General features: G+C 50.6%; 12 protein-coding genes and 1 pseudogene. 6 read left to right on the top strand and 7 right to left on the bottom strand.

Translation table 11 applies throughout. The features are described from left to right. Positions 1 to 38 precede the first annotated feature (38 nt). The 4 genes from OGX94_RS24460 to OGX94_RS24475 all read left to right on the top strand — a co-directional run bounded on the left by OGX94_RS24460 (position 39) and on the right by OGX94_RS24475 (position 3,071). Positions 39 to 620 (top strand): TetR/AcrR family transcriptional regulator, encoded by a 582-nt coding sequence (locus tag OGX94_RS24460; protein ID WP_003831164.1) that lies wholly within the window; start codon positions 39 to 41, stop codon positions 618 to 620. Next, complete coding sequence (locus tag OGX94_RS24465) at positions 620 to 988, top strand: MmcQ/YjbR family DNA-binding protein (RefSeq protein WP_008784040.1); 369 nt, start codon at positions 620 to 622, stop codon at positions 986 to 988. The genes OGX94_RS24460 and OGX94_RS24465 overlap by 1 nt, the downstream gene beginning before the upstream one ends. Before the next feature lie 119 nt (positions 989 to 1,107). Continuing rightward, entirely contained in the window at positions 1,108 to 1,761 is a 654-nt protein-coding gene (nfsB, locus tag OGX94_RS24470) for an oxygen-insensitive NAD(P)H nitroreductase (protein ID WP_003831162.1), read from the top strand. 65 nt (positions 1,762 to 1,826) lie between these two features. Beyond that, entirely contained in the window at positions 1,827 to 3,071 is a 1,245-nt protein-coding gene (locus OGX94_RS24475) for a mechanosensitive ion channel family protein (RefSeq protein ID WP_003831160.1), read from the top strand. 3 nt (positions 3,072 to 3,074) lie between these two features. Here the strand turns inward: OGX94_RS24475 and OGX94_RS24480 are convergent, their stop codons facing one another. From OGX94_RS24480 to OGX94_RS24510, 7 genes are all read right to left on the bottom strand, one after another. Continuing rightward, the gene (locus OGX94_RS24480; protein WP_003831159.1) at positions 3,075 to 4,055 is read right to left on the bottom strand and encodes a LacI family DNA-binding transcriptional regulator; all 981 of its coding nucleotides are present in this window, start codon (positions 4,053 to 4,055) and stop codon (positions 3,075 to 3,077) included. 77 nt (positions 4,056 to 4,132) lie between these two features. Further along, on the bottom strand, positions 4,133 to 5,284 hold the full coding sequence (locus OGX94_RS24485) for a Gfo/Idh/MocA family protein (protein WP_257661464.1): 1,152 nt from the start codon (positions 5,282 to 5,284) through the stop codon (positions 4,133 to 4,135). Further along, positions 5,281 to 6,309, bottom strand: coding sequence for a sugar phosphate isomerase/epimerase family protein (locus OGX94_RS24490; RefSeq protein ID WP_063940739.1), 1,029 nt, complete (start codon positions 6,307 to 6,309; stop codon positions 5,281 to 5,283). The genes OGX94_RS24485 and OGX94_RS24490 overlap by 4 nt, the downstream gene beginning before the upstream one ends. 15 nt (positions 6,310 to 6,324) lie before the next feature. After that, positions 6,325 to 7,566 carry an MFS transporter gene (locus tag OGX94_RS24495; protein ID WP_257661463.1) on the bottom strand — a complete coding sequence of 414 codons (1,242 nt, stop codon included), beginning with the start codon at positions 7,564 to 7,566 and terminating at the stop codon, positions 6,325 to 6,327. Between the two features lie 180 nt (positions 7,567 to 7,746). Next, on the bottom strand, positions 7,747 to 9,141 hold the full coding sequence (gene pheP / locus OGX94_RS24500) for a phenylalanine transporter (RefSeq protein WP_008784036.1): 1,395 nt from the start codon (positions 9,139 to 9,141) through the stop codon (positions 7,747 to 7,749). Between the two features lie 128 nt (positions 9,142 to 9,269). Next, positions 9,270 to 11,468: a TonB-dependent receptor gene (locus OGX94_RS24505; protein WP_257661462.1), complete on the bottom strand. Its 2,199-nt coding sequence runs from the start codon at positions 11,466 to 11,468 to the stop codon at positions 9,270 to 9,272. Between the two features lie 58 nt (positions 11,469 to 11,526). Further along, positions 11,527 to 12,609: a YncE family protein gene (locus OGX94_RS24510; RefSeq protein ID WP_257661461.1), complete on the bottom strand. Its 1,083-nt coding sequence runs from the start codon at positions 12,607 to 12,609 to the stop codon at positions 11,527 to 11,529. 299 nt (positions 12,610 to 12,908) lie between these two features. Here OGX94_RS24510 and OGX94_RS24515 point away from each other — a divergent pair, with 299 nt between their 5' ends. Continuing rightward, entirely contained in the window at positions 12,909 to 14,084 is a 1,176-nt protein-coding gene (locus tag OGX94_RS24515; RefSeq protein WP_257661460.1) for a coiled-coil domain-containing protein, read from the top strand. A 617-nt stretch (positions 14,085 to 14,701) separates the two neighbouring features. Next, positions 14,702 to 15,279 (top strand): annotated as a pseudogene (locus OGX94_RS24895) (helix-turn-helix transcriptional regulator). The last annotated feature ends 18 nt before the right edge of the window (positions 15,280 to 15,297 follow it).

Genomic DNA, 15,297 nt, shown 5'->3' on the forward strand with positions numbered 1-15,297 from the left:
TTCAATCATGTTTTTTACAGAATTAAGGGTAAAGTGTAGTGGCTCGTCCGAAGAGTGAAGACAAAAAACTGGCATTACTGGAAGCTGCAACCACAGCATTTGCACAATCAGGTGTTGCGGCTTCGACCGCCGTGATAGCCCGTAATGCAGGGGTTGCGGAGGGAACGTTGTTTCGCTATTTCGCGACCAAAGATGATTTGATCAACGAGCTTTACCTCTTTTTGAAGCAAGACCTTTGTCAGTCGATGATGGCAAATCTCGATCGCTCAGTGACCGATGCCAAAACCATGACTCACTACATCTGGAACAGCTACATTAGCTGGGGCCTGAACCACACCTGCGGGCATCGCACGATTCGTCAGTTGGCGGTCAGCGAGAAAATAAGTAAAGAAACCGAACAACAGGCTGACGATATGTTCCCGGAACTGCGCGATCTTTGTCATCGTTCCGTACGACCCGAGTTTATGTCTGACGAATATCGCGCCTTTGGCGACGCGCTGTTTCTTTCTCTGGCAGAAACCACCATGGAGTTCGCCGCCCGCGACGCTGCCCGCGCAAATGACTATATTTCGATGGGATTTGAAGCCATGTGGCGCGCACTGACCCGCGAGGAACAATAATGGACGGCCAGACCCTACCTGCCTGTGCGAAACGCCTTGCGCTTGAACTGCCTTTTACCGAACACTGCTGGCCGTTTGGCCCGGAATACGATGTCTTCAAGGTTGGCGGTAAAATTTTTATGCTGGTCACGGAGCTTCGCGGACGGCCGCTTATTAACCTGAAATCCGATCCGCAAAAATCACTGTTAAACCAGCAGATCTACCCCAGCATTAAGCCCGGCTATCACATGAATAAAAAGCACTGGATCTCGGTCTATCCTGGTGACGATATTACCGAGTCATTACTGGCAGAGCTGGTGAATGATTCCTGGCACCGCGTCGTCGACGGCTTGCCGAAGCGGGATCAAAAACGCCTGCGTCCAGGTTGATTTATCGCTAACCCCGATAAGTGTTTTTGCATTTTCCTGTCTTATCTTTTCCCTGCTAACCCTGTACCCTGCTGAAACAAAACGCACCCGCAGGGTATGGAAAATCACCAGGAGTAGTTATGGATATTGTTTCTGTCGCCTTAAAACGTTACTCCACTAAGGCATTCGATCCGAATAAAAAACTGACCGCTGAGCAGGCCGAAAAATTAAAAACGCTGCTGCAGTTTAGCCCGTCCAGCACCAACTCTCAGCCATGGCACTTTATTGTCGCCAGCACTGACGAAGGTAAGGCGCGTGTGGCTAAATCCGCAGCCGGCGGCTTTGTATTCAACGAACGTAAAATGCTGGATGCTTCCCACGTCGTGGTGTTCTGCGCCAAAACGGCGATGGACGATGCGTGGCTGGAACGCGTGGTGGATCAAGAAGAAAGCGATGGTCGTTTCGCCACACCTGAAGCGAAAGCCGCAAACCACAAAGGCCGCACTTTCTTTGCCGACATGCATCGCAAAGAACTGAAAGATGACAACCACTGGATGGCAAAACAGGTGTACCTGAACGTCGGTAACTTCCTGCTGGGCGTTGCGGCGATGGGTCTGGATGCTGTGCCGATCGAAGGCTTTGATTCAGCAGTCATGGATGCAGAATTTGGCCTGAAAGAAAAAGGTTTCACCAGCGTAGTGGTGGTTCCTGTGGGTCATCACAGCGTAGAAGATTTCAACGCCGCGCTGCCGAAATCTCGTCTGCCGCTGGAAACGACGCTGACGGAAGTCTAATCCTCCGCATTTGCATAAGCTCTGCACAGCGGTCATCATAGACCGCTGTTTATTAAGGAGACATTATGCAGGAATTGATATCTCAGGTAGAAGAACTCGGCATTGAAATAAATCACACCACCTCGCTGGTGATGATTTTTGGCATTATTTTTATCACCGCCATTATTGTTCACGTTATTTTACACTGGGTGGTACTACGCGCATTTGAAAAGCGCGCCAACGCCAGCTCCCGCCTGTGGCTACAAATCATCACGCAGAACAAGTTATTTCACCGGCTGGCATTCACCCTGCAGGGTATCATTGTCAATATACAGGCCGCACTCTGGCTACAGAAAGGCAGCGAAGCCGCAGAAATATTAGTAACCTGCGCACAGCTGTGGATCATGATGTACGCCCTGCTGTCACTGTTTTCTCTGCTGGACGTTATTCTCAATCTGTCACAAAAACTCCCTGCTGCGTCGCAACTGCCGCTAAAAGGCATATTCCAGGGCATCAAGCTAATCAGCGCAATCCTCGTCGGAATATTGATGATTTCCCTGCTGATTGGCCAGTCACCGGCAATACTGATAAGCGGTTTGGGTGCAATGGCCGCCGTGTTAATGCTGGTATTTAAAGATCCAATTCTCGGACTGGTGGCCGGAATACAGCTCTCCGCCAACGATATGTTAAAGCTTGGCGACTGGCTGGAAATGCCGAAATACGGCGCAGACGGTGCTGTTATCGATATTGGCTTAACCACCGTTAAAGTGCGCAACTGGGATAACACCATCACCACGATCCCAACCTGGTCACTGGTATCAGACTCTTTTAAAAACTGGAGCGGAATGTCGGCTTCGGGTGGTCGGCGAATTAAACGCAGCATCAGCATTGATGCCACCAGTATCCATTTTCTTGATGAGGATGAGCGTCAGCGGTTGCATAAAGCCCACCTGCTGAAACCGTATTTAACCACACGTCACCAGGAAATCAGCGAGTGGAATCAGCAATTAGATGCGCCTGAATCGGTATTGAATCACCGCCGGATGACCAATATTGGCACCTTTCGCGCTTATCTGAACGAGTATTTGCGTCATCATCCGCGTATTCGCAAAGATATGACATTAATGGTGCGCCAGCTTGCGCCAGACGATCATGGTTTACCGATTGAAATTTATGCCTTTACCAATACGGTGGTCTGGCTGGAATATGAAAGTATTCAGGCTGATATCTTCGACCATATATTTGCCGTAGTCGAAGAGTTTGGCTTGCGCATTCATCAGTCGCCTACCGGAAACGATATTCGTGCGCTGTCTGGCGCGTTTCAGCGATAAAGCTCAGGTACTGGCGCGTGAAATATAGCGCCAGTCCATCATCACCCTTTCCGTCTGCGCGTCAGGATTTTCTATTTTATTCAGCAACAATCCTACCGCTTTGCGGCCTATATCCCGTGAGGGCTGCTCAATGGTCGAAAGCTGTGGAGAAACCATTTCTGCCAGTTCCGTACCGTCGAAACCAACAACGGCGATATCCTGCGGGATCTGTAATCCGGCATCGAAAATAGCGCGCATCGCACCAGCGGCTAGCGTGTCCGATACGGCAAACACCGCGTCGGGTTTCACCTCTGCGGCAAGTAGTGTTTTCATCGCCGCAATTCCTGCACTGGAACTTAATTCACTGGCATATTCCACAGCCTGATATTCAAGCGACAATGCATGCAGCGCCGCTTTATAGCCGCGTTCGCGCAAACGAGCATATTTATAACTCAGGTCATGATTGATTAAGGCAATTCGTCGGTAGCCCTTATCCACCAGGTGAGATATCACCGACTGTGCGGCGTCAACATCGTTAATCCCCACGCAGGAAACCGCGCCTTTGTCAGCATATTCCGCGCACTGAACCCAGGGCGCATCGCCAATCAGCGTAGTCAGTTCCGGTAATTTTGAGAATGCATCCATGGTGATAATGCCATCGACGATTTTCCCCGACAGGAGCTTCAACGCCGATTTTGAGCGGGCTGTATCCGAGCCGGAGTTACACAGCAAAATGCGATAGCCATTCTTCTCCGCCTCCTCTTCAATGCCTTTAACAACCTCTGCACAAAAAGGGTTGGCAATGTTGGAAACCATCACCAAAATCATCGAACTACGTGCCGTACGCAGCTGACGCGCCAGCAGGTTGGGCTGATAATTGCTTTCTTTAATAGCCTGTAGCACGCGCTCGCGATTTTTGGCTTTGACGGTATCACTGTGATTCAGCACACGCGATACCGTCGCCACCGACACACCGGCAAGCTGGGCGATTTTTTGAATAGACATAACGACGACACATCCTGCGGTTTACGCTTTGCGTTGAGGCTACCATAAAATCGCCGACTGGCGAACCGGATGCGTGTTTAGCGCTGTACTGATATCCAACGCTGCTGCTGATGGCTTTTTATAATTGCATCAATGATATACATCACATCCGCACCATCAGAAAAAGACGCAAATCGACGCTCTGCCGTCGCGGGCATTTTGCCTGCCAACACAGCCTGATAAAACTGCTGCATCATATTCTTGAACGCATCCGGCCAGCCCTCAATATGCCCGCCCGGAAAGTGCGCACTGGCAGCTACATCAGCATTCATCAATCCAGGGTCGTCCGTCAGGATCTGGTTCGCCTGCTGACGGTGCCCGACCCAAAGCTGTTGCGGCGTTTCCTGATCCCATTGCAGTGAACAGTGGCTACCGTTAATGTCAAAGCTCAGGTGATTCTTGCGCCCTGCACTCACCTGCGAAACGCTAAAGCAGCCTTTGCTGCCATCATCAAAACGTACTAGCACCGATCCACGATCTTCCGTCGTAACCGCTTTATCCTCAAATTGCACATCAGCCGTTTGCTGGCCAAACGTATCGTTACTGGCAATGCTGGCTTTACGTACCGGCCAGACGATAGCCAAATCGGCCATCACCTCGACAATACGTTTTCCAGTCACGAATTGCACCGTATCACACCAGTGCGAACCGATATCCGCTACCGCCCGCGAATCCCCACCCTGTGCGGCATCGACCCGCCAGTTGTAGTCAGTCTCCAGCAGCATCCAGTCCTGCAAATAGCTCCCCTGAACGGCAAACAGACGGCCCACGCTGCCGCTTCTGACCATACTGGCCGCCTGCTGCACCATTGCAAACTGGCGATAGACAAAGCTCACGCCGTGCACCACTCCCGCCTGCTGTGCCAGCGTTTCCAGTTCACGAGCCTCATCCGGCGTCATACACAGCGGCTTTTCTGAAAACACGTGCAGGCCCGCGCGTAAAATCTGCCGATTGATGTCGGCATGCAGATGATTCGGCGTACAGTTATGCACTACCCGCAGTCCGGGATGCGCCAGCAGCGCCTCAACGCTGCCGTACGCATGAGGAATATGAAGAGCATCTGCGCGTTCCTGGGCAACCGCCAGCGAGCTATCACAGAGCGCCACCACGTTCACACCGCCGAGTCGACGCAATGCCTCAATATGTGCAGGCCCAATAAATCCGCTGCCAATAATGCCAACCTGTATCATTTGCGTACCTCATCGCCAGCGGCGAAATCATCAAATGCGCGTGCAGAAACCGGAATAATATGGCGGCGTATAAAATCGCTCCCTTCACTCGCCCCGGTTTGCGCGTCTTTCAGGCAACACTCCCATTCCAGCACCGCCCAGCCAGGGAAATCATATTGTGTGAGCTTGCTGAAGATCGTTTTAAAATCAACCTGCCCGTCCCCAAGGGAACGGAAACGCCCGGCGCGATCGAGCCACGGCTGATAACCGCCATAGACACCGCTGCGGCTACTGGCGTGGTACTCAGCGTCCTTGACGTGGAAAGCTTTAATACGCGAGTGGTAGACATCGATAAACCCAAGGTAATCCATCTGCTGCAATAACAGATGGCTCGGGTCATAGAGAATGTTGCAGCGAGGATGATTATCAACCAGTGCCAGAAAACGCTCGAACGTCACGCCATCGTGCAGATCTTCGCCGGGATGGATCTCGAAGCAAACATCCACTCCATGATGATCAAAGCGATCGAGAATCGGTCTCCAGCGACGCGCCAGCTCCAGAAAAGCCTCTTCAAAGCGCTGACGATTATGCGGTGGCCACGGGTAAAAGAAAGGCCATGCGAGCGAACCTGAAAACGTGGCATGTGCCGTCAGCCCCAGTCTTTGTGAAGCCGCAGCGGCCTGGTGTAAGGTTTCGATGGCCCACGCCTGTCTGGCCTGCGGATTAGCGCGTACAGACGGCGGAGCAAATCCGTCAAAAGCGTCATCATAAGCCGGATGGACGGCAACCAGTTGACCTTCAAGATGGGTAGATAATTCGCTAATCACTAACCCATGCCCGGCCAGCATTCCGCGAATATCATCACAATAGGCCTGACTTACAGCAGCTTGTTCGACATCAAACAGCGACTTGTGATTACACGGGATTTGTAATGCCTTATAGCCCAGCTCCGCCGCCCATTTTGCCACGCCCTCCAGGGTGTTAAATGGCGAGCGATCCCCGATAAATTGCGCCAGAAAAATGCCAGGTCCCTTGATGGTTTTCATAACCCCTCCTGAAAATTACGCCTGCTCTTTGTCGTCATACTTGAAAGAGAAAAGGAAAATCACGGCAATCACTGCGGCAGCGACTGCCGGGATCCACCAAAATGTGGTCCACGCCTGAGGCACGGTTTGCCCCGCCACCAGCCGGTTGTACAGTGCGCCTGAAATTTGCGAACCCAGCAACATACCGATCCCATAGGTAAACATAACGATCATGCTTTGCGCCTGACCTTTTACTTTTTCCCCGGCGATACGATCGGTGTAAATAAAGCCGACTACGAAGAAGAAGTCGTAGCACACGCCGTGCAGCAGAATGCCGAGATACAGCAGGAATCGGCCCTCTTCGCTGATGCCGAGGGCAAAGAAGGCATAACGCACGAACCAGGCGCACATCCCGATTAACAGCATGTATTTCACGCCCAAACGTCTGAACAGGAACGGGATCACCAGCATGAAGAATATTTCAGACATCTGACCAAACGACATCGCCGTACTGACGTCGCCGACGCCCGCATCAGCAAGAAACGACGCGGTATACGCGTAATAGGTTCCCAACGGTACAGAGATAAGCGTCGCGCAGAGCGAGAAGACAAAAAAGTGACGGACCTTGAGTAAGGCAAAAGCATCCGCACAAAACAGATCACGAACTTTCACCGGCAGTCCTTTCGCCGGTGCAGGCGTGTTGGGCAGCGTCAGGCTGTAGAGCGCCAGAATCACAGAGATAATCGCCGCCAGCGTAAAGATGCCGGTGGTGTCCGAAATTCCGGTTACACCGATAAAGATCCCCGCGACAATCCAGCCAATGGTGCCAAACACCCGTACCACAGGGAAGGTTTTGTCCTTATCCGACAGGCTATGAAAAGCAATATTGTTGGTAAGCGCCAGCGTTGGCATGTAGCACAACGAGTAGCCAAACAGCAGACCAATCAACAGTGCACCGTTTTGCGCCATCAATGCCTGCGGAACAAACCACAGGATTGCCGCGCCAGCAAGGTGCATCACCGCCATCACCTTTTGCGAGGCAAAAAAGCGGTCTACCAGCATCCCTAAGACGAATGGCGACAGAATAGAGGCAATGGGCCCGGCTGAAAACGCATCGCCAATCAACAGCGACATGTTGTGCTGGCTCATCACCAGCCCCAGCGTGACGGACCAACTTCCCCAGATAAAGAACTGTAAGAACATCATTAGCGACAGCCGGGGCACCAGCAGCCGGTACTGTACGCTCTGTTTTCCACTACTTTCGGTTGTTGACACCATTTTTTGCCCCACCCTTAAAAAGTAATCGATTACAAAATAGATTCAATAGAAAAGTAATCGATTACAAAATAAAGATCCTGTCAGCAGCAACAAAATTGCGAGAACGGTCACGATAAACGTTGAGTGAGGATCCGATCCCATCCTGACGATGGGATCGGTAATAACAAGATCGGTAGAAACTTAGCGGGACTTACGACGCAGCAGTTTGAAGGCAACAAACAGGAACAGGATCCACACTGGCAGCAGGATAGCTGACAGGCGCATCTCATCCATCGTACACATCAGCACCAGAATCATGCCAAGGAAAGCAATACACAGGTAGTTCCCTGCCGGATATAGCAGCGCTTTAAACTGCGTGTCACGTCCCTTACGACGCATCGCCGCGCGGAAACGCAGATGTGCCAGGCAGATCATAATCCAGTTCAGCAGCAGCGTCGCCACCACCAGCGCCATCAGTAGGCTAAAGGCCTTTTGCGGCAGCACATAGTTGATGAGTACCACCAGCGACGTAATCGCACCGGAAAGGATCAGTGAGTTCACCGGTACGCCGCGACGGCTGACGCGGGTTAAGAACTTCGGCGCGTTCCCCTGAACCGAGAGACCAAATAGCATACGGCTGTTAGAGTAGACGCCGCTGTTATACACCGACAGCGAAGCCACCAGGATGACAAAGTTCAGCGCAGAAGCCACCACGTTGCTGTCAAGATTATGGAAAATCATCACGAACGGGCTGCTATTGGATTTCACTTCCACCCACGGGTACAGCGCCAACAGCACCACCAGAGAACCGATGTAAAACAGCAGAATACGGTACACCACCTGGTTTACCGCTTTCGGAATGCTTTTTTGCGGATCCTGCGCTTCTGCGGCAGTAATTCCGATAAGCTCCAGCCCGCCAAAGGAGAACATAATCACCGCCAGCGACAGAATTAATCCGTTCCAGCCGGTAGCAAAAAAGCCGTTGTAACGCCACAGGTTATCGATGCTTGCATGTTCCCCGCCGTTACCGGAAAACAGCATCCACACACCAAAACCAATCATGCCGATAATAGCCAGCACTTTAATCAGCGCGAACCAGAATTCCGTTTCGCCATACAGGCGTACGTTGACCAGATTGACGGCGTTGATGATCACGAAGAATGCCGCGGCCCAAATCCAGGTCGGGACATCGGGCAGCCAGTACTGCATATAGATCCCGGCCGCTGTCAGTTCCGCCATGCCGACCAGCACAAACATCACCCAGTAGTTCCAGCCGGAGAGAAAACCCGCGAACGGTCCCCAGTATTTATAGGCAAAATGGGCAAAGGATCCGGAAACGGGTTCTTCCACTACCATTTCGCCCAGTTGACGCATAATCAAAAAAGCGATGATCCCGGCAACACCGTAACCCAGTAACACCGCAGGTCCCGCCATCTGAATCGCCGGGCCAATGCCCAAAAACAGGCCGGTACCAATTGCACCGCCCAGTGCAATTAACTGAATATGGCGGTTTTGCAACCCCCGCTGAAGCGTCGGCTCATTCGTTGACGCGGCATCAGACACGCTGGTGTCAGATGCAGTTGACGCGTTTTTCACGCCCTTCCCCTGTGTCGTTTTTATTGAAGGGGCTTCTTTTAACATTTCAACCTGGTTGTCGCAAGGCGCAATAATCGATTGGATGCGCCGGGCTTCCTTGCCCAACGCACCGAGGCTCGGGAGAAAAATCAGAAGTCGTAACTGACGGAAACCTTCAGCGTGCGCGGCTCACCCTGGAACAGATAAGTCCCGGTATCATCAATACCTGACCAATAATTCTCGTTGGTGACGTTATCAACCCCTGCACGCAAAATCATCTGATTCTGGTTTTGATTGAGTGACATACGGTAACGCACACCTAAATCCAGTGTGGTAAAACTGTCGAGTTTCTTGGTATTTGCCGCGTTGGCATATTGAGCACCAGAATGGTTCAGCCGCGCCGTCGCGGTGAGTCCTTCAACAGGTTTAATATCATATTCAGCACCCAGCACCGCATAGAAGTCCGGTACGCCGATTGCCGTCTTACCGTCGTTGACACCGTTTTGATTTTTACTGAGCGTCGCATCCAGCCACGTTGCACTGGCATTCAGCCGCAGTCCTAACATCGGCTCACCAAAAACATTCAGCTCCACACCACGGTTACGCTGCTCGCCGTTGATTGCGTAATACCGGGTCTGGCTATCCAACTGTGCGACCGGCATTTTGATTTCAAACAGCGCCAGTGAACCGCCTACACGTCCAAAGTCTGTTTTGACCCCAACCTCATTCTGTTTTGCATGGATTATTCCGGTGCTTTGACCGTAGTTCACTGCACTGCTTGGCGCGGTGCTGCCTGGCTGTAACGATTCGGTATGGTTCGCGTATAGGGAGAGTTCCTGCCACGGCTTGTATACAACACCGTACGTCGGCATCCAGCGGCTGTCGTCAAAACTGTTCTTAACGTTTTCAGCGCCAGTTTCTTTGTTGTAATCACGCACCACGACCTTTTGGTGGCGCGCGCCGACGGTAAACAGAAGCTGATCATCAAGCACACCCAACGTATCGCTGAGTAACCGCCCCTGACTACGCGTACGTCCACTGGTTAGTGGATCGCTATAGTTGCCTCCCGTCGCCGTCACCGCCGGTTTTGGTACATTCTGTGTATCGTAGATATTGACGTCCGGGCGCGCGGCACGTGACCCCATGCGCCAGGCGATTTTGTCTTCTTTAGTGACGGCGGAATAACCTACATTAACCTTATGCGACACAAAACCCGTATCAAAATTCCCGCGCAGTCCTGCCATCCCGCTGAACGCATCAATAATACGATTGGTATCAAGGCGTCCGGCTTTCGCATCACCGGCCTGGTTGTATATTTCCGGAGCACTGTACAAGCCAATCTCATGCGCGTGCTGCGCACCTAAACCGGCATAAGCGGTCCAGTTCTCGGTCAGATCATATTCCGTGCGCGCCATCCCGAACTCATTCTCAATATCGCTATAACCCCATCTCTGGCTATAGTTGTGCGTATTTTTCGGCAGATCGGGGACAAATGGCACATAGTAAATATTGATCCCCATGTTGCCACCGTGAAACGTCTTTTTCTGATACCCAACGTCTAATGAACTGCGGAAACGGTCGCCACGGTAATCCAGTCCCAGTGATGCCAGCGTGGTACGACGTTTATCGTCGTCAACCGCCCCCTCCCCTTCACGATGCAACAGATTCACACGAGCACCGAACTGGTTATTGTCACCAAAACGGCGTCCGGCATCGAGCGACGTTCCCACCTGTGAGTCACTGGTGTAATCCATACCGAGGCGTGTGATCGGCGTATCGTCTGCATGCTTGGGTTCAAGATTAATCATTCCGCCAACGCCGCTACCGGCAGCGCCATTGAGTAATCCATTCGCGCCTTTAAAGATTTCAACACGATCGATCATCTGCGTATCCACCACCTGACGCGGCAGCACACCAGATAATCCACCAAAGGTCATATCATCGCCGTCAAGTTTCAGACCGCGAATACGGTATGTCTCTGCATAGTTACCGTAGCCTTGTACCGCCTGCACGCTCGCGTCATTGGCGACAACATCGGCAACGGTCTTAGCTTGCTGATCTTCGACCAGTTTTGAGGTGTAGCTTATAACGTTAAATGGTACATCCATGGCATTTTGCTGACCAAGCATCCCCAGCCTGCCGCCATTAGCAACCTGACCGTCGAGAAAAGCGGGCAGTAACGTATCTCCACCGGGTTTAAAATCACTTCTCTCTGCGGCCTGCACCACAATGGTCTCTTCCGCTTCCGTGGGGGTCTCAGCAGCATTCACCGTGCCGGAAAGCGCGCCAATAGTTGCGGCCAGCACAGTTTTTCTCATTAAGAGTGCGTATGTTTTAGTGTTGTCCATAGCCATGCCATTAAAAGTCTGACGACGTTGCCGGAGAGCCCCCGGCAACATGTTGTTATTATTTATTCAGATCGATACGCACCACGTTATCTGGCGCAGAGGTGGAGTGGTCTTTATTAAATTTCTGTTTCACGGTGACAAACAGGGTTTGCCCATCCGCCGAGAGCAGCAGGCTGTTAGGGTTAGGCGGTAAGTCCCAGCTTTTCTTCACGCTGTAATCGGTCGCATTCAGGCTGAGTAATTTCCCTGAATCACGCTGGGTAATATAGATTTCGTTGCGTTTTGCGTTGAATTTCACCGCCAGCGAATCACCCACATCCAATTTTTTCAGCAGCTTACCGGTATGGATATCCAGCACCAGGGTGGTCTTCGCTTTCGAGTTGTCGGTGACAAACAGGCGGCCAGTTTGTGCGTCCTCTGCCATATTCAGCAACAGCGCAGGTTGTTCCCCCAGCGGTTGCCAGCGTTTTTCTACGCGCTGATTACGCGGGTTGATAACAAGAATTTCACCGCCGCCGTTAGCTGCATAAATTCGCTGCGTCACCTCGGAATAATGCAGTCCGGTCATCCATTTGCCTGTATTTTTAATGCGGGTTTTTAGCTTCAGGGTTTCAGCGTCAACCACCCAAATCACCGCCGGATCCGCCACGGCACCAATATAGAGCAAACCGTTATGCAGCAGTACCTGGCGCGCACCATACGGGAAACCTTCTGGGTTACGTTCCGGGAACAGTACGCGATTTTTCACTTTGCCGTCAGCGGTATTCAGCGCGCTCAGGCCACCATCCAGTGAGTTGGTGACATACACTGTTTTACCGTCAGGCGAGATAGCCATACCAAAGTTTTTCATATCGGTATGACTCAAGCCGAGCGTTTTAAGCATTTTTGGATCCAGCTTGTAAACCACGCCGCCCTGCACATCTTTAAATCCTTCGGCGCTGGCAACGTACAACGCATCCCCTGCCGGGCTAAGCGCCATTTCATATAACCCATCCGCCAGCGCGCGTTGTTGCACATCACTGACGGCAGGTTGCGCTGTTTTTTCCGTAACGCTGGCGTTGCTGGCTGGCGTGGTATGCGCCGCACAACCGCTTAACGCCGCAGCAATCAGCAATGCCAGCGCGGATGTTGTTTTTTTCATTGTCGGGATCCTTACCAGAAGTAATACAGGGAGTTAATAACAAAAGAGAATGAGAACTATACGCATTATCTTTACTGAATCAAGAATTATTACCCGAGAGTAAAAAACATGAAACAGAGGTTTGAATATGCAGACAGGTGCGCGCGACTTCCGGTTTTTCATAATTACAGTGAATTATTCTGGACGAAAAGGCATCGCAGGCCACAGAATGCGCTTTACTGTTTTTCTAACATTTTCAAACGGGTGAACCTGTTGTACTTCAGCCACTCGTTTTTTAGCCAGGCCAGGCAATGACTGTCATGAATAAGATCATCAAACGACTGGAAATCGTCAAAAGCGCTATTGAACTGGAAGATGAGGAGATTATTTTCCAGCAGGTGGCGCATCTTAAAAATGAGCCTTTGTCAGTCGTACCTGGCACCATTGTGCAGGCGATCGAAGAACGACGCTTTAGTGATGCCCTGCGTGAAATATCGGCCTGGCTGCAATCTCAACGAGCAGTCTCTACGTGGCAGGATCCAGCCATTGCCGCCAGTAAGCTGGAACTCAAAGCGCTCGAAACACAGCTGCGTGACCTGATCGATAAGCGCAACACGCGCATTCAAATCCTCGATGATTTCAACGATCTGTATCACCTTCGTCTTGGACCGCTGATGAGCCGCATTCTCGAACTGCGTAAACAGCTCGCCGCCAGCGCCCAGCGCAAACAGGAAGCGGAGCGAAAACGCCGGGAAAAAGACTATCAATCCTGTCAGCACTATATTTCCCAGGCTGTTGATCAACTGGCAAGGCTCAAGCAGCACTGGATACACCAAAATTCAGATTCGCGCGAATCGGTGGAAACACGCCAACGTATTCAGCAGCAAACTGAACTGATTACCGCCCTTCTGGCGGAGATTCGTGAGCTGGAAAACGACTTTTCCCGCCAGGACGACAGCGCAACCCGTCGGGCACAGGAAGAGGCCAGCCATGAATATGATGAATATCAGGAGCAGCAGCAGGATGCACAGCATCGTTTTAGCCGTGACCAGCGGCTTTCCTCTGATGAACGTAATGAGTTAAAACGCCTGTGGCGTCAGGCCAGCCGTCTTTGCCACCCGGACGTGGTAGCTGATGATCTGAAAGAGAAGGCGCATCAGATGATGGTGCAGCTTAACCTGGCGCGCCAAAATGCCGATCTTGCCACCGTCCGGGCGCTACTGACTCAATTGCAAAGCGGCCTCGAACCGATGATGGCGAGTGACCGATTGAACGATTTGCAGCATTTACGCAGCAAAATACAGCAGCTCAGAGAACAAATTAACGCGCTGCTCAAAGAGATTACCGAACTGGAAGCCGAGAACGCCTGGCGGCTTGCCACCTCCGTGACAGATAAAGAAGCCTACTTCTCCGATCAACAACGGGCGCTTACGGAAATCCGCAATACGCTGGAACAGCAGGTGCATCAGGTAGAACAGGAACTGTTGGCGGGCTAAGCCCTATCAGCAATAGCAATCAGAAAAAATAACCTCTTCAAGTGAGCTTTTAAAATTAAGCACAAAAAGACAAAAATAGGATAATTCCCTAAAAAAATCACAACACTAAGAATTATCAACCTGAATACTCGAATTTCAGGTCGATAACTGCAAATTTAGCGATACTTCTCTCTTCCTCTCGACGTCCCTTCTCTTTGTCCTGGTCTTGATTAAGAATTCTCCTACTCACCAGTCATCCCATTAAGAAAAACGGGTATCCATCTGAAATATAATGTTTTTCATGTAAATCCCCACCCCAATGGATAGGAATACCCTGCCTTTATAGAAATCACTCAATCATTATTCACGCGATTCATAAGCGAAATCTATCAATCATTTACGCAGAGCTGAAATAAACGATTTATCTTAAATTTTAACAAAGTGTAATATCTACTTTAAGAATAGTTAATGATTCTAATAAATACAGAAAATATCTGTTTTATCTGAAATTAATAAGGATACGTTCACAGCACAGAACGTTATACGAGATTTAATTAACATTTCACGCGTCGCAAGAAACTCTTTTTTAACCTACAAAAAGAGGCGGCTGCTTGCACCAAAATTTCAAGGAGATCGTTATGTCAAAGGCTATTTTTTTGGGTGAGTCATTTACCCTTGGCTAGGCATGCGAGAAATCCTACGTGGCTCATCATTATATATTGATATCGCGTATTACTCCTCCCAGACGCTCTCTGCTGTCAAAATGCTTCCTTATGAAACGGATTGCATCATCATTAATCCTGACAAATCAAATTTTTTAAAATATGCCAGGATTATCCGCAACATGGCTTTACGACCTGTCACCAAAATTATTGTTTTGGCAGATGAAGCTACTTTTACTCTTTTTCAAACCGTTTGTGGGAAGAACATGCTGTTTCTTGATCAAGATGCCAGTCTTGATCGGCTACACCATACCGTTACACGTATCACAAAGAACAATAACCAACACAATATCAAAGCATTACAAAATAAGATCACAGCAAACGAATTCAACGTAATGATGATGCTTGCCCGAGGATGGTCACTGACACAAATCGCCGGGGCATCACAAAAAAGTGAAAAAACCATCGGGGCGTACAAAAGCAATATTGCCAGAAAACTCGGCAAAAATAACACCCGGCTCAAGTACACCATTTCCCACTATAGCCAGCCGTAACTGACTTATTTAAGGACA

The sequence above is a fragment of the Citrobacter sp. Cpo037 genome (assembly GCF_030332945.1).
GTDB lineage: Bacteria > Pseudomonadota > Gammaproteobacteria > Enterobacterales > Enterobacteriaceae > Citrobacter > Citrobacter portucalensis.